General features: G+C 72.8%; 17 protein-coding genes and 1 riboswitch. Of the genes, 10 read left to right on the top strand and 7 right to left on the bottom strand.

Translation table 11 applies throughout. From position 1 onward, the window contains the following. The first annotated feature begins 35 nt into the window (after positions 1-35). A riboswitch (cyclic di-AMP (ydaO/yuaA leader) is annotated at positions 36-199 on the top strand. A gap of 12 nt (positions 200-211) precedes the next feature. Both ACFY3I_RS04815 and ACFY3I_RS04810 read left to right on the top strand, forming a co-directional pair. Further along, positions 212-967, top strand: a complete 756-nt coding sequence (locus tag ACFY3I_RS04815; RefSeq protein ID WP_390859318.1) for a M23 family metallopeptidase — start codon at positions 212-214, stop codon at positions 965-967. A gap of 212 nt (positions 968-1,179) precedes the next feature. After that, positions 1,180-1,875, top strand: a complete 696-nt coding sequence (locus ACFY3I_RS04810) for a GntR family transcriptional regulator (RefSeq protein ID WP_365288713.1) — start codon at positions 1,180-1,182, stop codon at positions 1,873-1,875. Between the two features lie 317 nt (positions 1,876-2,192). On the opposite strand, the gene ACFY3I_RS04805 is transcribed toward ACFY3I_RS04810, so the two are convergent. Next, complete coding sequence (locus tag ACFY3I_RS04805) at positions 2,193-2,474, bottom strand: HPr family phosphocarrier protein (protein ID WP_365288714.1); 282 nt, start codon at positions 2,472-2,474, stop codon at positions 2,193-2,195. 176 nt (positions 2,475-2,650) lie between these two features. Between ACFY3I_RS04805 and ACFY3I_RS04800 the strand changes: the two genes are divergently transcribed. From ACFY3I_RS04800 to ACFY3I_RS04780, 5 genes are all read left to right on the top strand, one after another. Continuing rightward, the gene (locus ACFY3I_RS04800; protein WP_390859317.1) at positions 2,651-5,752 is read left to right on the top strand and encodes a GNAT family N-acetyltransferase; all 3,102 of its coding nucleotides are present in this window, start codon (positions 2,651-2,653) and stop codon (positions 5,750-5,752) included. A gap of 91 nt (positions 5,753-5,843) precedes the next feature. Further along, positions 5,844-6,431 carry a DUF5998 family protein gene (locus ACFY3I_RS04795; protein WP_365288716.1) on the top strand — a complete coding sequence of 196 codons (588 nt, stop codon included), beginning with the start codon at positions 5,844-5,846 and terminating at the stop codon, positions 6,429-6,431. Further along, positions 6,431-7,624: an alkaline phosphatase family protein gene (locus tag ACFY3I_RS04790; RefSeq protein WP_390859316.1), complete on the top strand. Its 1,194-nt coding sequence runs from the start codon at positions 6,431-6,433 to the stop codon at positions 7,622-7,624. The genes ACFY3I_RS04795 and ACFY3I_RS04790 overlap by 1 nt, the downstream gene beginning before the upstream one ends. 41 nt (positions 7,625-7,665) lie before the next feature. Then, on the top strand, positions 7,666-7,791 hold the full coding sequence (locus ACFY3I_RS04785; protein WP_390859315.1) for a hypothetical protein: 126 nt from the start codon (positions 7,666-7,668) through the stop codon (positions 7,789-7,791). Continuing rightward, positions 7,791-8,441 carry a thymidine kinase gene (locus ACFY3I_RS04780; RefSeq protein ID WP_365288719.1) on the top strand — a complete coding sequence of 217 codons (651 nt, stop codon included), beginning with the start codon at positions 7,791-7,793 and terminating at the stop codon, positions 8,439-8,441. The genes ACFY3I_RS04785 and ACFY3I_RS04780 overlap by 1 nt, the downstream gene beginning before the upstream one ends. A 281-nt stretch (positions 8,442-8,722) precedes the next feature. Here the strand turns inward: ACFY3I_RS04780 and ACFY3I_RS04775 are convergent, their stop codons facing one another. Continuing rightward, positions 8,723-9,526 carry a VOC family protein gene (locus tag ACFY3I_RS04775; RefSeq protein WP_365288720.1) on the bottom strand — a complete coding sequence of 268 codons (804 nt, stop codon included), beginning with the start codon at positions 9,524-9,526 and terminating at the stop codon, positions 8,723-8,725. Positions 9,527-9,840: 314 nt separating this feature from the next. Between ACFY3I_RS04775 and ACFY3I_RS04770 the strand changes: the two genes are divergently transcribed. Further along, positions 9,841-10,683: a sulfurtransferase gene (locus tag ACFY3I_RS04770; RefSeq protein ID WP_390859314.1), complete on the top strand. Its 843-nt coding sequence runs from the start codon at positions 9,841-9,843 to the stop codon at positions 10,681-10,683. A gap of 116 nt (positions 10,684-10,799) precedes the next feature. On the opposite strand, the gene sepH is transcribed toward ACFY3I_RS04770, so the two are convergent. The 4 genes from sepH to ACFY3I_RS04750 form a co-directional block, all read right to left on the bottom strand. Next, the gene (gene sepH / locus ACFY3I_RS04765; RefSeq protein WP_390859313.1) at positions 10,800-11,834 is read right to left on the bottom strand and encodes a septation protein SepH; all 1,035 of its coding nucleotides are present in this window, start codon (positions 11,832-11,834) and stop codon (positions 10,800-10,802) included. An 875-nt stretch (positions 11,835-12,709) separates the two neighbouring features. Further along, positions 12,710-13,006 carry a hypothetical protein gene (locus ACFY3I_RS04760; RefSeq protein ID WP_390859312.1) on the bottom strand — a complete coding sequence of 99 codons (297 nt, stop codon included), beginning with the start codon at positions 13,004-13,006 and terminating at the stop codon, positions 12,710-12,712. Between the two features lie 11 nt (positions 13,007-13,017). Next, positions 13,018-14,346 (bottom strand): D-arabinono-1,4-lactone oxidase, encoded by a 1,329-nt coding sequence (locus tag ACFY3I_RS04755; RefSeq protein WP_390859311.1) that lies wholly within the window; start codon positions 14,344-14,346, stop codon positions 13,018-13,020. Further along, the gene (locus ACFY3I_RS04750; protein ID WP_390859310.1) at positions 14,306-15,544 is read right to left on the bottom strand and encodes an MFS transporter; all 1,239 of its coding nucleotides are present in this window, start codon (positions 15,542-15,544) and stop codon (positions 14,306-14,308) included. Before ACFY3I_RS04750 ends, ACFY3I_RS04755 begins: the two co-directional genes overlap by 41 nt. Before the next feature lie 160 nt (positions 15,545-15,704). On the opposite strand from ACFY3I_RS04750, the gene ACFY3I_RS04745 reads away from it, so the two are divergent. Beyond that, on the top strand, positions 15,705-16,832 hold the full coding sequence (locus tag ACFY3I_RS04745) for a ferrochelatase (RefSeq protein ID WP_390859309.1): 1,128 nt from the start codon (positions 15,705-15,707) through the stop codon (positions 16,830-16,832). An 8-nt stretch (positions 16,833-16,840) separates the two neighbouring features. Continuing rightward, positions 16,841-17,656, top strand: coding sequence for an inositol monophosphatase family protein (locus ACFY3I_RS04740; protein WP_390859308.1), 816 nt, complete (start codon positions 16,841-16,843; stop codon positions 17,654-17,656). 152 nt (positions 17,657-17,808) lie between these two features. Here ACFY3I_RS04740 and ACFY3I_RS04735 read toward each other — a convergent pair whose 3' ends face one another. Then, a complete protein-coding gene (locus ACFY3I_RS04735; protein WP_365288728.1) occupies positions 17,809-17,982 on the bottom strand; it encodes a hypothetical protein in 174 nt (57 codons plus the stop codon). Between the last annotated feature and the right edge of the window lie 172 nt (positions 17,983-18,154).

Genomic DNA, 18,154 nt, shown 5'->3' with positions numbered 1-18,154 from the left:
CTGTCCGCACGACACTGCGCCGCGCCCGCGGCACCGGACAGTCATCGCCGAGTCCCCGTACGGCGCGAGCCAGGGGAGCCGGGGACCCACGCAGTCCCTGGGGTGAATCGGGCGCCCGCGCTAGTCGCGAGGGGGCCCGTAGGAGACCTTCCTGCTCCGAACCCGTCAGCTAACCCGGTAGGCGAGAGGGAAGGAAAGGACCAGCCTCTACATGGCGTTCATGTGCGCCTCCGGGAAGCACCGTCGTCCCGGCCGGGTGAAGCGCACCACCGCGCAGGCCGCCGGCATCGCGGCCCTCACCACCACCGGTGTCATCGGCACCGTCTCGGCGGCCCCCGCGCTCGCCGCGGAGAACTCCGTCCAGCAGACCGGCCTCACGCCGGTGATCACGGTCAGTGACTCGGTCGTCGAACAGATCGACGCCCAGGCCGCCGCGCAGACGGCCGCCGCCGAGCGCGAGGCGGCCGAGAAGGCGGCCCGCGAGAAGGCCGCGGCGAAGGCCGAGAAGGAGCACGCGGCCGCGGCGCGTGCCGCGCGGGAGGCCGAGCGCAAGCGTCTCAACGCCTTCGTCGTGCCGGTCACCGACTCGTACGTCTCCACCGGCTACAAGACCGGCGGCTCCCTGTGGTCCTCCGGCGCCCACACGGGCATCGACTTCCACGCGGCCACCGGCACCGAGGTGCACGCGGTCGGTACCGGCACGGTGGTCTCCACCGGCTGGGGCGGGTCGTACGGCAACCAGATCGTCATCAAGATGGCCGACGGCATGTACACCCAGTACGGCCACCTGTCGTCGATCGGTGTCTCGGTGGGCCAGAAGGTCACCCCGGGCGAGCGGATAGCCCTGTCCGGCGCGACCGGCAACGTGACCGGCCCCCACCTCCACTTCGAGGCTCGTACGACCCCGGAGTACGGCTCGGACGTCGACCCGGTCGCCTACCTCCGCAAGCACGGCGTCGACGTCTGACCCGAGCGCGGCGGCAAGCATGTGACGCCGTCCGACGAGCTTTCCGAAAGCCCCGGCCTCCACGCCGGGGCTTTCGTCGTTTCCGTGACCTCGGTGTCCAAAAAATACGCATGGATTCAAGGCCCCCTTCGGAAATTCCGGCCCATTGCAATAGAGTCACGGAACGGACGTCACTCGGCGGCTTTTCACGGGGACCAGGGCGGAGGTCGGACATGCGTATTCCGGCGCACTCGGTATGCACGGCGATCCGGGACGACATCGTCGCGGGGGTCCATGAGCGCGGCAGCCGGCTCACCGAGGAAGTCCTGGCCCGCCGCTACGGCGTCTCGCGCGTCCCCGTCCGCGAGGCCCTGCGCACCCTGGAGGCCGAGGGGTTCGTGGTGACGCGCCGGCACGCGGGCGCGTGCGTCGTGGAACCGACCGAGCAGGAGGCCGCCGACCTGCTGGAGATGCGTCTGCTCCTGGAGCCGCTCGGCGCCTCCCGGGCCGCGCAGCGCCGTACCGAGGCGCACCTCAAGGTGCTGCGCGGACTGGTCAGGCTGGGTCAGGAGCGGGCCCGCAGGGGCGGCAGCGAGGATCTGCGGTCGCTGGGCGGCTGGTTCCACGAGACGCTCGCCCAGGCGACCGGCAGTCATGCCCTGACCTCGGCACTCACCCAACTGCGGCACAAGATCGCCTGGATGTACGTCGTCGCGGCGCCCGCCGACCCGGTGGGGTCCTGGGCCGAGCACGGCGCCATCGTGGACGCGGTGGCGCGCGGCGACGGCGAGCGCGCGCGGGCGCTCACCGCGCTGCACACCGAGCGGTCCACGCTCTCCCACCGGCTGCGCTTCTCCGGCGGCACGGACCGGGGCGGTGGTGTGAGGACTTCGCAACATCCCGTAAACATGTCGGGCCCGCGGCATTAACACGGGCGCCGTATACAAAGAGATGTAATTCGGCGGAGCGGTCTTTCCGCTGCCTTTATCTGTGCGTGCCGGTAATTCCCGGTGACGCGCCATTCGTGTGCCCGGCGTGAATTTTCCCGCGCCATGTGGAACACGGGTGCCGCGCCGACCGCCGCCGAGGCCGCGTGATCCCTGCGACGAAAACAACGGGAACTACCGGAACAACGGGAACGGCAGACGACGGAAACCCGGACGCCGGAAACCCGCACGGCGGAAACGGCGGGGCCGCGCCGCCCTCGCAGGGGTGGCGCGGCCCGGTGGTGCGGGAGCCGTGCGGCTCAGACGGTCTCGGGGAGTTCCTCGAGACCCTCGCCGACCAGCTTGGCCAGGCGGTCGAGAGCGGCGTCCGCGCCCTCGGCGTCGGAGGCGAGGACGATCTCCTCGCCGCCCTGCGCACCCAGGCCCAGGACAGCCAGCATGGAGGCCGCGTTGACGGGGTCGCCCCCGGCCTTGGCGATGGTCACCGGGACGCCTGTGGCCGTGGCGGCTCGGACGAAGATGGAAGCGGGGCGGGCGTGGAGGCCCTCGGCCCAGCCGACGTTGACGCGGCGCTCAGCCATGTGATGCTGCCCTTCGGTTTTCAGGGTTGTCTAGACCAGTTTCCCATATCGTGAAGCATGCCCGGAGCGGGACATGGGTCCCCCGGGTGTGTCGCCGGACCGCGGCCTCGGTCCGGCTTCCGTCCTCCACAGACTGCCTCGCGCCCCTGTCGGACGCGAGCCGTACTCTGGGGCCCATGCAGACCCCGGCGGACCGGCAGGACCGGCACGTGTACCCCTCCCACTGGGAGGCGGACGTAGTGCTGCGCGACGGGGGTACCGCGCGCGTCAGGCCCATCACCGTCGATGACGCCGACCGCCTGGTCAGCTTCTACGAGCAGGTCTCGGACGAGTCGAAGTACTACCGCTTCTTCGCGCCCTACCCCCGGCTCTCCGCCAAGGACGTCCACCGCTTCACGCACCACGACTTTGTGGACAGGGTGGGACTCGCGGCCACCATCGGCGGCGAGTTCATCGCCACCGTACGCTATGACCGTATTGGCCCCGGTGGCATGCCCGCCTCCGCGCCCGCCGACGAGGCCGAGGTCGCCTTCCTCGTCCAGGACGCCCACCAGGGCCGGGGCGTCGCCTCCGCCCTCCTGGAGCACATCGCGGCCGTCGCGCGGGAGCGAGGCATCCGCCGGTTCGCCGCCGAGGTGCTGCCGGCCAACAACAAGATGATCAAGGTGTTCACGGACGCCGGGTACACCCAGCAGCGCAGTTTCGAGGACGGCGTGGTCCGGCTGGAGTTCGACCTCGAGCCCACGGACCGCTCGGTCGCCGTCCAGCGCGCGCGGGAGCAGCGGGCGGAGGCCCGTTCGGTACGACGGCTCCTGACGCCCGGTTCCGTGGCGGTGATCGGCGTCGGCCGGGCGCCCGGCGGTGTCGGCCGCAGCGTCCTCGGCAACCTCCGGGACGCCGGCTTCACCGGCCGCCTGCACGCCGTGAACAGGGCCTTCCCGGACGACCTGGAGGAGGTCGACGGGGTGCCCGCGCACCGCCGCGTGCGCGACATCGACGGGCCGGTCGACGTGGCGGTGGTCGCCGTACCCGCCGAGCAGGTCCCGGACGTGGTCACCGACTGCGGCGAACACGGTGTCCAGGGGCTCGTCGTGCTGGCCGCCGGATACGCGGAGAGCGGCCCGGACGGCCGTGAACGCCAGCGCGAACTCGTCCGGCAGGCGCGCACGTACGGCATGCGGATCATCGGTCCGAACGCCTTCGGGATCATCAACACCGCCGCCGACGTGCGGCTGAACGCCTCGCTCGCTCCCGAGATGCCCCGCCCCGGCCGCATCGGCCTGTTCGCGCAGTCCGGTGCCATCGGGATCGCCCTGCTGTCCCGGCTGCACCGGCGCGGCGGGGGTGTCACCGGCACCACCGGCGTCTCGACCTTCGTGTCGTCCGGCAACCGCGCGGACGTCTCCGGCAACGACGTCCTCCAGTACTGGTACGACGACGCCGAGACCGACGTCGTCCTCATGTACCTGGAGTCCATCGGCAACCCGCGCAAGTTCACCCGCCTCGCGCGCCGTACGGCGGCGGCCAAGCCGCTGGTCGTGGTGCAGGGCGCCGGTTCCGCGCCGCAGGGCCACGCGGTCCGGGCCACGCGGCTGCCGCACGCCACGGTGTCCGCGCTGCTCCGGCAGGCCGGGGTGATCCGCGTCGACACGATCACGGAACTGGTCGACGCGGGGCTGCTGCTCGCCCGGCAGCCGCTGCCCGCCGGACCCCGGGTGACGATCCTCGGGAACTCCGAGTCGCTGGGGCTGCTCACCTACGACCGGTGCCTGGCGGAGGGACTGCGGCCGGCACCGCCGCTGGACCTGACGACCATGGCCACACCCGCCGACTTCCACCGGGCGCTGTCCCAGGCGCTGGCGGACGAGTCGTGCGACGCGGTGGTCGTCACGGCCATTCCGACGATCGGGGAGGGGGCGGTCGGGGACGGCGAGCTGGCGGCGGCCCTGCGCTCGGCGGCCGAAGGGGCGCACGGGAAGCCGGTGCTGGTGGTGCACGTGGAGCTCGGCGGGCTCGCGGAGGCGCTGTCTGCCGCGGGGCGCACCGCGCCGCAGACGCAGGTCATGGCCCCCGGTGCCTTCGGCGGCACCCACCGGTTCCACCCCGCCCCGGCGCGGAAACCGCAGGAGACCCCGTCCACCACATCGACGGCACCCCCCGGCACACCGCCCGCCCAGACCCCGCCCACCGCACCGTCGGCGGACCCGGGCGCCGCGCCCACCGCACCGTCGGCAGGCTCGGGCGCCGCGCCCACCGGACCGTCGGCAGGCCCCGGCACCGCGCCCGACGCGCACACGGCACGGCCGGGTGCCCCGGCGTCCGCCGGGGCACCGGCGTCGGACGCCGTGGGCGTCGTCCGGACTCCTCCCGCGGCCGTCACCGAGGGCGTTCAGCCGCCCACTCCGCACGCCTGTTCCCGGCTGATCCCCGCCTACCCCGCCGCGGAACGTGCCGTCCGGGCCCTCGCCGAGGCCGTCAGGTACGCGCAGTGGCGGCGGGAAGCCGTCGATCCCGGGAAGGTCCCCGAGTACGACGACATCGACGAGAAGGGGGCCGCCGAGCTGATCGGCGCGCTGCTGGAGCGAGGGGAGGGGCTCGCCCTCGGGACCGAGGAGACCTGCGCGCTGCTCGGCAGGTACGGCGTCGCCGTGCACCAGGCCCTGCCCGCGCCCACCGCGGAGGCCGCCGTCGGGGCCGCCGGAGAGCTCGGCTACCCGGTCGCCCTCAAGGCCACCGCCCCGCACCTGCGCCACCGCGCGGACCTGGGCGGAGTGCGCCTGGACCTGGCCGACGAGGAGCAACTCCGCCGGGCCTACTCCGAATTGACCGAACTGTACGGCAAGCCCGAGGAACTGCGCCCGGTCGTGCAGCGGATGGCCCCCCGGGGCGTCGACACCGTCGTGCGGGCCGTGATCGACCCGGCGGCCGGGGCGGTGCTCTCCTTCGGGCTGGCCGGAGCCGCCTCGCAGCTGCTCGGGGACACGGCCCACCGACTGGTCCCGGTGACCGACCGGGACGCCACCTCGCTGGTGCGGTCGATCCGGACCGCACCCCTGCTGTTCGGCTGGCGCGGCTCCGCCCCCGTCGACACGGCCGCCCTGGAGGAGCTGCTGCTGCGCGTCTCCCGGCTGGTCGACGACCATCCCGAAGTGGTCGCGGTCACCCTGGAACCGGTCGTGGTCGCCCGGCGCGGAGTCAGCGTGCTCGGAGCCACGGTCCGTCTGGCGCCCCCGCCGGCCCGCGACGACCTGGGCCCGCGCACCCTGCCCGCCTACTGAGCCGCGGCGAACCCCCGCTCCCGCGGTGGCTTTCGACCAGGGTGCGTCGACTGGCCCGGACCCCCCGTGCCCACGGATTAGGATGGACGCCATGGCCAAGACCAGTACGACGACCCAGGGGCTGCGCGTCGCGATCGAGCGCAGCGGCTACTACCCGGCCCTCGTGGCCGAGGCGGTGGAGGCCGCCGTGGGCGGTGAGCCGATCCGGTCGTACCTGGTCCACCAGGAGACGACGTTCGACCAGAACGAGGTGCGGCGGCACGTGACCGTGCTCGTCCTCACCGGCAACCGTTTCATCGTCAGCCACACCGACGAGCAGGCGGAGGACAGCACCTCCCCGACCCCGTACGCCACCACGTCGACCGAGTCCGTCAAACTCGGCCGGATCTCGTCGGTCGTGGTCAGCCGGGTGGTGGCCAACCCGGAGCAGTACACGCCGGGCACCCTGCCCCGCGAGATCGTGCTGACCATCGGCTGGGGCGCCGTCTCCCGCATCGACCTGGAGCCCGCCGCCTGCGGCGACCCCAACTGCGAGGCCGACCACGGCTACACGGGCAACTCCACGGCCGACGACCTGAGCCTGCGCGTCAGCGAGGCGGGGGACGGCCCGGAGACGGTACGCCAGGCGCTCGTCTTCGCCCAGGCCATCTCCGAGGCGACCGCGGACGTCGCGCACTGATGGCCTACGCCGCCTGGGATCACCCGGAACCGCTGGCCCTCGGCTCCGCACCGCTGCCCGAGTACGGCAGCGGTTCCCTCGCCGACCTGCTGCCCACCCTGGCCGCCGGGATGTCCGTCCCCGGCACGACCGCGACGATCACGGAACTGACCGCGGCCGACCGCAACTGCGTCTTCCTGGTCGACGGTCTGGGCTGGGAACAGCTGAGGGCCCACCCGGACGAGGCGCCCTACCTGGCCTCGCTGCTCGGCAGTTCACGCGGCGGCACCGGACGGCCGATCACCGCCGGCTACCCGGCGACCACCGCCACCTCCCTCGCCTCCGTCGGGACCGGCCTGCCGCCCGGCGCGCACGGGCTGCCCGGTTACACCGTCCGCGACCCGGCCACCGGCGAGCTGATGAACCAGCTCCGCTGGCAGCCGTGGACCGACCCGGCGGCCTGGCAGCCGTACCCCACGGTCTTCCAGCTCGCCGCCGACGCCGGTGTGCACTCGGCCCAGGTGTCCTCCCCGCACTTCGAGCACACCCCGCTCACCAAGGTCGCGCTCAGCGGCGGAACGTTTCACGGGCGGCTCACCGGCGAGGAGCGGATGGACTTCGCGGCGGAGCAACTGGCCGCGGCCGACCGCTCGCTCGTGTACACGTACTACGCCGAACTGGACGGCGCCGGGCACCGCTACGGCGTCGACTCCGACACCTGGCGCGGCCAGCTGATGCACGTGGACCGGCTGGTGCAGCGGCTCGCCGAGCAGCTCCCGCCCCGCAGCGCGCTGTACGTCACGGCCGACCACGGCATGCTCGACGTGCCGTTCGACGAGCAGCACCGCATCGACTTCGACGAGGACTGGGAACTGCGGGCGGGCGTCGCACTGCTCGGCGGAGAGGGCCGCGCCCGGCACGTGTACGCGGTCCCCGGCGCCGCCGACGACGTGCTGACCTGCTGGCGCGAGGTGCTCGGCGAGCAGTTCTGGGTGGCCTCCCGGGACGAGGCGATCGCGGCCGGCTGGTTCGGCCCGCCGGACCGGTTCGACGAACGGGTGTACGGCCGGATCGGCGACGTGGTCGCGGCCGCGCACGACGATGTCCTGATCATCGCCTCCGAGCGGGAGCCCAAGGAGTCGGCGATGGTCGGCAACCACGGTTCGATGACCCCCGTCGAGCAGCTCGTCCCGCTGCTCGAAGTACGTTCCTAGTTCCCACCCCCCCACCGCCCCCGAAAGGTGCCCGACTTCCCATGCCCGAGCCGGACTTCTCCTCCGCGACGATGGACTGCGAGAGGTCGACGGACCTGCTCGGGCACGCGCCGTCGGCCGATCGTGCCGTCCGCTCCCGCTCGTCCCGGAAGGCCCCGGTCCGCTGATGTCCGAACTGGTGTTTTTCTCGGGAACGATGGACTGCGGGAAGAGTACTCTCGCGCTGCAGATCGGCCACAACCGCTCGGCCAGAGGGCTCCAGGGCGTGATCTTCACGCGCGACGACCGCGCCGGGGAGGGGAAGCTGTCCTCCCGGCTGGGGCTGGTGACCGAGGCGGTGGAGGCGGGCCCGGGGCGGGATCTGTACGCCTATGTGGTGGAACAGCTGTCGAGGGGCGGCAAGGTCGACTACGTCATCGTCGACGAGGCGCAGTTCCTCGAGCCCGAGCAGATCGACCAGTTGGCCCGCATCGTCGACGACCTGGATCTGGACGTGTTCGCGTTCGGTATCACCACCGACTTCCGTACCCGGCTCTTCCCCGGCTCCCAGCGGCTGATCGAACTGGCCGACCGGCTGGAGACGCTGCAGGTCGAGGCGATGTGCTGGTGCGGTGCCCGGGCCACGCACAACGCGCGCACCGTGGGCGGTGAGATGGTGGTCGAGGGCGAGCAGGTCGTGGTCGGAGACGTGAACCGGCCCACGGAGGACGTCGGGTACGAGGTGCTGTGCCGGCGCCACCACCGCAGGCGGATGACGAGCGCCGCCGCTCGGGCGGGCGCGTTGTCCCCCGACGTACTACCGGTCGCCTCGGCCTGACGCCACCGGCGTCGGGGCCTCCGTCAGACGTCACCGGCGTCGGCCGCGCAAATTGACGCCACCGGCGTCGGCGGTGCCCGTCGAACGGGACCGTCCCGTGGTGCGGTGAGGCGGTTCGGACGTGCCGGAGCCGTGGTGCCCGAAAGCCTCGCCCTCCGAGCCGAGCCGGCGGGCGAGAGCGGTCACGGGATGCCGTGCCGTCGCCACCGGCACCGGATGACCGCCGCACAGGCCCGCGCGGCGGCCCGCTTCCCCGGACGCGCCGCCCGTGGCGAACCGGTTCAGCGCGGACTCTCGACCACCGAGAAGACCGCGCCCTCCGGGTCGGCAACCGTGGCGACCCGGCCGTGATCGCTCTCCCGGGCCGGCTTCAGCACCTGCCCGCCCAGCTCCGCGACCTCGCGCAGGGTCGCGTCCGCGTCGGCCACCTCGAAGTACGTCAGCCAGTGCGGCCCGCGGTCCCGGGGGAGCGAGAGACCGACGCCGTGGATCCCGGCCACCGGGCGGCCCTCGGCGTGCAGGGTCACGTAGTCGAAGTCGGCGGAGACCACCGGGTCCTCCTCGTACCCGAACACCGCCTCGTAGAACTTGGCGACGCTCGCCGTCTCGAAGGTGAGCAGCTCGTTCCAGGCCGGGGTGCCGGGGACACCGGTGATGGCCGTGCCCAGGTGGGCGGAGGCCTGCCAGATGCCGAACACCGCGCCCGACGGGTCGGAGCCGATGGCCATCCGCCCGGCCTCGGCGGCGTCCAGCGGGCCGACCCCCACCGTGCCACCGCACAGCCTGGCCGTCTCGGCCGCCAGGTCCACGTCCGTCGACGCGAAGTACGGCGTCCAGGCGATCGGCAGGTGCAGTTCCGGCGGGAGCTGCCCGATGCCCGCGACGTCCTGTCCGTCCAGCAGCGCCCGGACGTAGGGGCCGAGCTGCTGCGGTCCGGGCTGGAACTCCCAGCCGAACAGGGCCTCGTAGAACCTCTCGGTCGCGGTCAAGCCGTGCACCATCAGACTCACCCAGCAGGGGGTGCCGGGCGCGCGCCGAACGTGTGTACCGCCGTGCGGGCCGGCCGAACCCCGTACCTCGGTCATCGTCACTCTCTCCTCGGCCCCTCGCGGTGGCCGTGTCGCTTCCGCTCTCCGGACCGGCTGTGCCGCAGCCGCGGGCACGCCCCGTGCCGATGCTCGCACCCTCCGTGGCGGCCTGTGCCCAGGCGGTGGCGGCGGCCTTCGCCGCGAGGATGCCTGGTCTGCCGATTCTCGCCCGTTTCCGGTCGATTGCCGCCGAGTGTCCATCAGCCGTACAGCATGTGCCCGATCCCGCACGCCCGGTGATCGAGCCTGTCCGGCCGAGCAGAGTAGTCGTACCTGGACGTTGCGGCCACCCCTGGCGTAAGGATGGGGCCATGGAAGCCATCATCACCACAACCGAACTCGCCGACGACCTGGCCGGGCCGAAACCGCCCGTCCTGCTGGACGTGCGCTGGCAGCTGACCACGCGGGGCGGGGCGGCCTTCGACGGCCGCGCCGAGTACGCCGCCGGGCACCTTCCGGGCGCCCACTACGTGGACCTGGACTCGGAGCTGGCCGCCGCACCCGTGGGGCGCGGCCGGCATCCCCTGCCCGACCTGGCCGTCTTCGCGGCGGCGATGCGCCGTGCGGGTGTGTCGGCGCGCCGGCCGGTGGTCGTGTACGACGGCGGGCACGGCTGGGCGGCGGCGCGCGCCTGGTGGCTGCTGCGCTGGGCGGGTCACCCGGACGTGCGGGTCCTGGACGGCGGGTTGCCGTCCTGGGAAGGCGCTCTTTCGGCTGACGCCGCCGAGCCGGCCGCGGGTGACTTCGAACCGGCGCCCGGTGCCCTGGAGTTGCTCGACGCGGACGGGGCGGCCGCGCTGGCCCGTGCGGGTGTGCTGTTCGACGCCCGCGCGGGGGAGCGGTACCGGGGCGAGGTGGAGCCGATCGACCGGATCGGCGGGCACATCCCGGGCGCCGTCTCCGCGCCGACCACGGAGAACGTCGGCCCGGACGGCCGGTTCCTGTCGGCCGGGGTGCTGAGGGACCGCTTCAAGGCCCTGGGTGCCGTGGAGGCGGCTCCGGTGGGCGTCTACTGCGGCTCGGGTGTCTCGGCGGCGCACGAGGTGCTGGCGCTGGCCGTGGCGGGCATCGACGCGGCGCTGTACGTCGGTTCATGGTCGGAATGGTCCGCGGACCCGGCCCGTCCGGTCGCGGTCGGCCCCGGCCCGCAGTAGCCGGTCCCGGCCCGCAGTAGCCGGTCCCGGCCCGCGGCAGGGGAGCGGCGGGAGGGGGTATGCGCGCGTGCCCCCTCCCGCACGGTCTGCGCCCGTGCGGATCCTGCCTTTCGCGCCTACTCCTGCTTCTTGCGCCGGGTGCCGAAGACGATCTCGTCCCAGCTCGGCACCGCGGCCCGGCGACCCGGACGGACGCCGTCGGCCTCGGCCTGGCGGTCGGTGGCACCGATCAGCCGGTCGCGGTGGCTGCCGACGGAGCGGGGCATGAGGACGTCCGCGTAGGCGGAGCCGGCCGAGGCCGCGGGCGCCGGAGGCTCCTCCGTCACCGGTTCCGGAGCGGGTTCCTCCGGGACGGTCTCGGTGGGGCGTTCCGGAACGACCATGTCGCCACGGAAGCTCGGTACCGCCTCCAGCAGGCTGGTCAGCGAGTCCCGTTCGCTCGTCGTCTCCTCGAGAGGTTCGGACGGTTGGGCGGGCAGGCTCGGCCGGTCCCGGTCACCGCCGCGGTCCAGCGGGCGGTCCCGCGGCAGCCGCGCGATCCGCGGCACGAACGGAAAGCTGGGCTCCGGTACCGCGAGGTCGTCGGACTCGCCGATGAGGGACCGCGCCTCGTCGTCCACGGCCTGGACGAGCCGCCGGGGCGGGTCGTAGGTCCAGCTCGCCGAGTGCGGTTCGCCCGCGACCCGGTAGACGAGGAGGACCTCCCAGGTGCCGTCGTCGCGGCGCCAGGAGTCCCACTGCACGGTGTCCTTGTCGGCGCCGCGCAGCACCAGCCGTTCCTGCACGGCCTCGCCGAGCAGCGGTCCGGAGTTCTCGCCGGGCCGGCGGACCGGCGTCTTGCGGGCCCGCTCGGCCATGAAGGCGCGCTCGGCCAGTACCGGACCCTCGAAGCGCCGCACCCGGTCGACGGGGATCCCGGCGAGTTGCGCGACCTCTTCCGCGGTCGCGCCCGCCCGTATCCGCGCCTGGATGTCTCGGGGCCGGAGATGGCTCTCGACCTCGATCTCGATCTGGCCGAGCCGGGGCCGGTCGCCGCGTACGGCGGCACGGAGCCGTTCGTCGATCGGAAGCGTGTACTCCGTAGAGTCGGCAGCCTTGAGCACCAGCCGTGTGCCGTCATTGGAGACGGCCACGACACGCAGTTCGGGCATGGGGACCTCCCGGGTGGTGCCTGCCGACGTCACGTGCGTCGCTGCTTCCGCTAGTCGAGTGTGGCCTGCCCGGGTGCAGCCTGCCACAACCTTGCCGAGTTGCCCGGCGTGTCGGGCACAGGCCCGGGTGCGCCGTTATGGCACGGTTACCTATTCGCAACGCTAAGTGACCAACTCCGTCACCCTGTGCAACTAGCCCCCTCCCGGCGGTCCCACAAGGCCGCGGACGCCCTGGCGGGAGACCGGACCCAGGGCTCGCAACAGTACTCCATTCGGGCCACGTGCGTGGATTGGCGCGCCGCCCAACTTCTGGCAACGAGCCTTCCCGGGCCGCCGGTTGCCCACTCCTGGCGATCTTGAACGTGGCGTACTTCACGCAATCCGGAGAAACGGAACCAATGGTTTCGCTCGTACGTCCCTTTCTCATGCAGTCGGTCGAACAAGCACGGGAAAGGCAGGCAAGGTTCGGGAATGCGCGAAAGGCCCGGTTTTGGTGACCAGTCCAGTGCGGGAGAGGAGGTGACGGGTGGTCGGAAGCGGATCGACCTCAGCGTGCCCCAGGTCGCGGGCAGCGCGGTGGCCGCGGTCGTGGCCGCCAAACTCGCCTCCTCCGTGGGGGTGTACGGCACGATCCTCGGCGCCGGGGTGGTCAGCGTCGTCGCCACCTGCGGCGGCACGCTGTTCCAGCACTTCCTCAGTCGCACCGGGGAGCAGCTGCGCGACGCGAAGGTGACGCCCCGTCCTCGGGAGCAGGCGCCCCCGGCGCCCGGTGAGTTCACCGAGGGCACCGTCTACCGCGCCCGCGTCCGGACCTGGCGCCGTCCGGCAGTGGCGGCGGCCCTCGTGTTCGCGGTGGCCATGGCCGGTATCACGACCTACGAGCTGGTCGCCGGGAGCAGTTTCAGCGGTGGCTCCGGTACGACGGTCAGCGGCGCCGTGACCGGCGGCGGCGGGCCGTCGAAGCCGGCGGCCACCTCCGACTCCCCCTCCCCGGAGAGCCCGTCGGACTCTCCCGGTCCGAAGTCCGGTGACGGGCGGGCCACTTCGCCCACTCCGTCGCCGTCGTCCTCCTCGGGCGAGGTGCGGACCCCCGCGAGCGGGGAGGTCACCACCCCGGCGCCGTCGCCGAGCGAGCCGGAAAGCGGCGAGCCGGACCCGGCCCCCTCGGCCACCGCTCCCTCGGCTACTGACCCAGAACCCTCCGCAAGTAGTCGTTCTGGAACAGCCGTTCCGGGTCGAGCCGATCCCGCAACGCGGTGAACTCGCCGAATCGCGGGTAGGCCTTCGCGAAGTACTCCGCGTCCCTGGTGTGCACCTTGCCCCAGTGCGGGCGCCCCTCGTGCGCGGTGAAGATGCGCTCGGCGGCGGTGAAGTACGCCTGGTACGGGGTGCCCCGGTACATGTGGACCGCGACGTACGCGCTGTCCCGGCCGGAGGCGGTGGACAGGGCGATGTCGTCGGCCGGGGCGGTGCGGACCTCGACCGGGAAGTTGATCCTGAGACCGGAGCGGTCGACCATCGCCCGCAGTTCCCGCACCGTGTCCACCAGGGCCTCGCGCGGCACCGCGTACTCCATCTCCACGAAGCGCACCCGGCGCGGCGAGGTGAAGACCTTGTAGGGGATGTCGGTGTACGTCCGTGCGGAGAGCGCCCTGCTGGAGACACGGGCGACCGTCGGGACGACGGCGGGCACCGCCCGGCCGAGCAACTGCACCCCCTGGAAGAGGCCGTTGGAGAGGAACTCGTCCTCGAACCAGCCGGCCAGCCGGCTCACCGGCTGCGGCGGGCCGGCGCTGCGGTTGTTGCGCTTGGTGTTGGTGCTGCCGGTGTGCGGGAACCAGTAGAACTCGAAGTGCTCGTTCTCGGACCAGAGCTGGTCGAACTCGGCGAGGACCCGGTCCAGGGGCATCGGTTCCTCGCGCGCGCTGAGCAGGAAGAGCGGCTCCACGGCGAAGGTGATCGCGGTGACGACCCCGAGCGCGCCGAGGCCGATCCGCGCGGCCGCGAAGACGGCCCGTTCCTCCTCCGTGCCGTCCGCGGAGCAGGTGAGCACCGAGCCGTCGGCGGTGACCAGTTCGAGCGCCCTGATCTGGGCCGCGAGCGAGCCGGACGAACGCCCCGTGCCGTGGGTGCCGGTGCTGGTGGCCCCGGAGACCGTCTGCTCCATGATGTCGCCCATGTTGGTGAGCGACAGGCCCTCGCGGGCCAGTGCCATGTTGAGCCTCTTGAGGGGGGTGCCGGCCTCGACCGTGACGGTCATGGCCGTGCGGTCGATCGCGCGGATCCCGGTCAGCAGCTGAGGGCGGATCGAGAGGCCGTCGGTCGCGGCGATCGAGGTGAAGGAGTGGCCGCTGCCGACCGGCTTCACCCGCAGGCCGTCCTCGGCCGCCTGCCGTACCGCCGCCGCCAGCTCGTCCACGGAGGCGGGGGTGACCTCCCGCGCGGGACTGACCGTGACGGTTCCGCCCCAGTTACGCCACGTGCCGCTCTTCCCGCTCGCTGTACTGCTCAACGGTGCCTCCCCGACGCGTGACCGGCCTGTTGAGCCGGCGGTACCCGAGGAAACCGACCGCGACCGCGACGGCCCCGGACACGGCCGGAACCCCGTACCCGGCGCGGGCCCCGGCAGCGTCGATCACCCAGCCGGCGACCGAGGAGCCGAGCGCCACGCCGACCGCGAGGCCGGTGCTCACCCAGGTCATGCCCTCGGTGAGCTTCGCGCGAGGTACGTGCTTTTCGATGAGGGACATCGTCGTGATCATCGTCGGTGCGATGGACAGGCCCGCAACGAACAGCGCCACGGCCAGAAGCGGCAAGTTTCCGACCAGTAGGAGGGGGATCATACTCACGGCCATCGCACATATGCCCAGCAGCCACCTGCGTTCCGGCTTCCCCGCGAACCGCAACAGGCCGAACACGGCCCCGGCCAGGCAGGAGCCCGCCGCGTACAGCGCCAGGACCACGCTCGCGGCGCCCTTGTGGCCGCGTTCGTCGGCGAAGGCGACGGTCACCACGTCGACCGCCCCGAAGATCGCTCCGGTGGCCACGAAGGTCGCCACCAGGACCTGCAGGCCGGGTGCGCGCAGCGCGGAGCCGCGGGTGTCGTGCTCGCGCGGGTGCGGCGCGGGTTCCGTGGCGCGCTGGGAGGTCAGCCAGAGGACGCCGGCGGCCAGGAAGCAGGCGGCCAGCAGCGGTCCCGCCTCCGGGAACCACACCGTGGACAGGCCGATGGAGATGATCGGTCCGAAGATGAAGCAGACCTCGTCGACGACGGACTCGAACGAGTAGGCGGTGTGCAGCTGCGGGGTCCCCCCGTACAGGGCGGCCCAGCGGGCCCGGATCATCGCGCCCAGGCTCGGCACCGCGCCGATCCCGGCGGCGCAGACGAACAGCATCCAGTCCGGCCACCCGTAGTGCGCGGCCAGGAGCAGTCCGGCCGCCGCCACCAGCGCGAGCAGTGTCGCCGGCCGCAGCACGCGGCGCTGCCCGTACAGGTCGACCAGCCGGGACACCTGCGGCCCGACCGCGGCGGCGGACAGCGCGATGGTGGCCGAGAGCGCGCCGGCCAGCCCGTACCGGCCGCTGATCTGGGAGATCATCGTGACCACGCCGATGCCCATCATGGACAGCGGCATCCGGCCGACGAAGCCCGCGGCGGAGAAGCCCTTGGTGCCGGGAAGGGCGAAGAGGGCGCGGTAGGGGCTGGGCACGTGGGTCTCCGACGGGGGTGGTAAGGCGTGTTCGCGGTCTGTACAGCTTACGAGCAAGGGGGCGTCGAAGCACCCTGCCGGCACTGGGGATAAACCTCCCGAATCCGACTCTTCACGCGCCTGTTTCCGGGCCGTCAGTGCCGGGTGGCAGGATCGCCCCATGTCAGACGCGCTCGATGCCACCCCCTACGACGCCCTGCTCCTGCTCTCCTTCGGCGGCCCGGAAGGCCCGGACGACGTGGTTCCGTTCCTGGAGAACGTGACGCGTGGGCGCGGTATCCCGAAGGAACGTCTCAAAGAGGTCGGACAGCACTACTTCCTGTTCGGCGGGGTCAGCCCGATCAACGACCAGAACCGCGCCCTGCTGGACGCCCTGCGCAAGGACTTCGCCGAGCACGGCCTGGACCTGCCGATCTACTGGGGCAACCGCAACTGGGCGCCGTACCTGACGGACACCCTGCGCGAGATGGCCGCCGACGGCCGCCGCCGTGTCCTGGTGCTCGCCACCAGCGCCTACGCCTCGTACTCCGGCTGCCGCCAATACCGCGAGAACCTCGCCGACTCGGTGGCGGAGCTGGCCGCGGAGGGAATCGAACCGCCGAAGGTCGACAAACTGCGGCACTACTTCAACCACCCCGGTTTCGTGGACCCCATGATCGACGGGGTGCTCCGGTCCCTCGCCGACCTCCCCGAGGACGTCCGGGCCGGCGCCCACATCGCCTTCACCACGCACTCCGTCCCGACCGCGAGCGCCGACACCTCGGGGCCGGTCGAGGCCCACGGGGAGGGCGGCGCGTACGTCGAGGAGCACCTGGAGGTGGCCGAGCTGATCGCCGACGCGGTCCGCGAGCGCACCGGCGTGGACCACCCCTGGCGGCTCGTCTACCAGTCCCGCTCCGGCGCCCCCGGGACCCCGTGGCTGGAGCCCGACATCTGCGACCACCTGGAGGCGCTGCACGGCGCCGGGGTGCCGGCCGTCGTCATGGCCCCCATCGGCTTCGTCTCCGACCACATGGAGGTCCTCTACGACCTCGACACGGAGGCCACGGCCAAGGCCGCCGAACTGGGCCTGCCGGTGCGGCGGTCCGCGACCGTCGGGGCCGACCCGCGGTTCGCCGCCGCGATCCGCGACCTGGTCCTGGAGCGCGCGGGCGTGGAGAGCGGGCGCGAGGTCACGCCGTGCGCGCTGGGCGCACTGGGCGCGAGTCACAACCTGTGCCCGGTGGGCTGCTGCCCGGCGCGCGCCCCCCGTCCGGCCGCGGCCGGCGCCGACAGCCCGTACGCGTGAGGAGCCCCGTGACCGACGCCCTGCACACCGAACTGCTCCGGCTGGCCCGGGAGGCCGCCGCCCGCGCGGGCGAGCTGCTGCGGGACGGCCGGCCCGCCGACCTGGCCGTGGCCCGGACCAAGTCCAGCCCGATCGACGTCGTGACCGAGATGGACATCGCGGCGGAGAAGCTGATCACCGACCTGATCTCCGGACACCGCCCGGACGACGGCTTCCTCGGCGAGGAGGGCGCCTCGACCGAGGGCACGAGCGGGATCCGCTGGGTGATCGACCCGCTCGACGGCACGGTCAACTATCTGTACGGGCTGCCGACCTGGGCGGTGTCCATCGCGGCGGAGCAGGACGGCGAGACCGTGGCCGGGGTCGTGGCGGCACCCATGCGCGGCGAGACGTACCACGCGGTACGCGGCGGTGGGGCCTGGGCGACCGGGGCGTGGGAGGGCGAGCGTGAGCTGCGCTGCCGGCCCGCGCCGCCGCTGGACCAGGCGCTGGTGTCGACCGGCTTCAACTACGTGACGGAGGTCCGCGTCCACCAGGCCGAGGTCGCCGCCCGGCTGATCCCGCTGCTCCGCGACGTACGCCGGAGCGGGTCGGCGGCGATCGACCTGTGCGACGTGGCCTGCGGCCGGCTGGACGGGTACTACGAGCGCGGGCTGAACGCGTGGGACTGGGGCGCGGGCGACCTGGTCGCCCGGGAGGCCGGCGCGCTCACCGGCGGCCGGCCCGGAGAGCGTCCGTCCCGTGACCTGACGGTCGCGGCCACCCCGGGCGTCTTCGAACCCCTCCAGCGGCTCCTGGAGGACTTCGGAGCCTGGCACGACTGAGTCCCGACGGTGCGGCCGGTCGGACACCGGTTTTCTTCCGGTACGGGGAGTCGAACACGGACGGCCCGGGTAGGGGCCAAGGCATGAGCAGGGCCCCGGCGCTGGATTCGCCGGGGCCCTGCTCCCGTGCCGTGAGCTGCTGTGCGGGACTGTCAGACGCTGGTCACGGCGACTTCCACGCCATGTTCGGCGGCGAGGCGGTGCAGGTCGTCGAGCTCGGCCTGCTCCACCTCGACAAGGAAGTCGTCGCCCTCGTCACGAGCCCGGGTGATGTCGGACTCGGTCGCCTTTATGCGCTGCAGAAGTCCTGTGGTGAATGCGTCCATGCTGCGCCCCCTCGTCCTGGGTCGTGGGTCGGTGGCACGGGGGTGTGCCGTTGAAGGGGCGATCACGTCTCACGCGGGTGCCCAGCGCTGCCGTGCTGGGCGGCGACGGTGCCGGACACCCCCATCGTCCACTCTGCTGTAGCGGCGATGTACGTACCGCATGGTGCTGCGG

This window comes from Streptomyces sp. NPDC001068 (assembly GCF_042897315.1).
Taxonomy (GTDB): domain Bacteria; phylum Actinomycetota; class Actinomycetes; order Streptomycetales; family Streptomycetaceae; genus Streptomyces.
Note: the sequence above shows the minus strand (reverse complement) of the source record. Positions and strands in the feature narration are given on the sequence as shown.

Excerpts from the sequence above, each read along its gene's own strand:
- ACFY3I_RS04815 (WP_390859318.1), top strand. The coding sequence starts at position 212 with ATGGCGTTCATGTGCGCCTCCGGGAAGCACCGTCGTCCCGGCCGGGTG.
- ACFY3I_RS04810 (WP_365288713.1), top strand. The coding sequence starts at position 1,180 with ATGCGTATTCCGGCGCACTCGGTATGCACGGCGATCCGGGACGACATC.
- ACFY3I_RS04805 (WP_365288714.1), bottom strand. The coding sequence starts at position 2,474 with ATGGCTGAGCGCCGCGTCAACGTCGGCTGGGCCGAGGGCCTCCACGCC.
- ACFY3I_RS04800 (WP_390859317.1), top strand. The coding sequence starts at position 2,651 with ATGCAGACCCCGGCGGACCGGCAGGACCGGCACGTGTACCCCTCCCAC.
- ACFY3I_RS04795 (WP_365288716.1), top strand. The coding sequence starts at position 5,844 with ATGGCCAAGACCAGTACGACGACCCAGGGGCTGCGCGTCGCGATCGAG.
- ACFY3I_RS04790 (WP_390859316.1), top strand. The coding sequence starts at position 6,431 with ATGGCCTACGCCGCCTGGGATCACCCGGAACCGCTGGCCCTCGGCTCC.
- ACFY3I_RS04785 (WP_390859315.1), top strand. The coding sequence starts at position 7,666 with ATGCCCGAGCCGGACTTCTCCTCCGCGACGATGGACTGCGAGAGGTCG.
- ACFY3I_RS04780 (WP_365288719.1), top strand. The coding sequence starts at position 7,791 with ATGTCCGAACTGGTGTTTTTCTCGGGAACGATGGACTGCGGGAAGAGT.
- ACFY3I_RS04775 (WP_365288720.1), bottom strand. The coding sequence starts at position 9,526 with ATGACCGAGGTACGGGGTTCGGCCGGCCCGCACGGCGGTACACACGTT.
- ACFY3I_RS04770 (WP_390859314.1), top strand. The coding sequence starts at position 9,841 with ATGGAAGCCATCATCACCACAACCGAACTCGCCGACGACCTGGCCGGG.
- sepH (WP_390859313.1), bottom strand. The coding sequence starts at position 11,834 with ATGCCCGAACTGCGTGTCGTGGCCGTCTCCAATGACGGCACACGGCTG.
- ACFY3I_RS04745 (WP_390859309.1), top strand. The coding sequence starts at position 15,705 with ATGTCAGACGCGCTCGATGCCACCCCCTACGACGCCCTGCTCCTGCTC.
- ACFY3I_RS04735 (WP_365288728.1), bottom strand. The coding sequence starts at position 17,982 with ATGGACGCATTCACCACAGGACTTCTGCAGCGCATAAAGGCGACCGAG.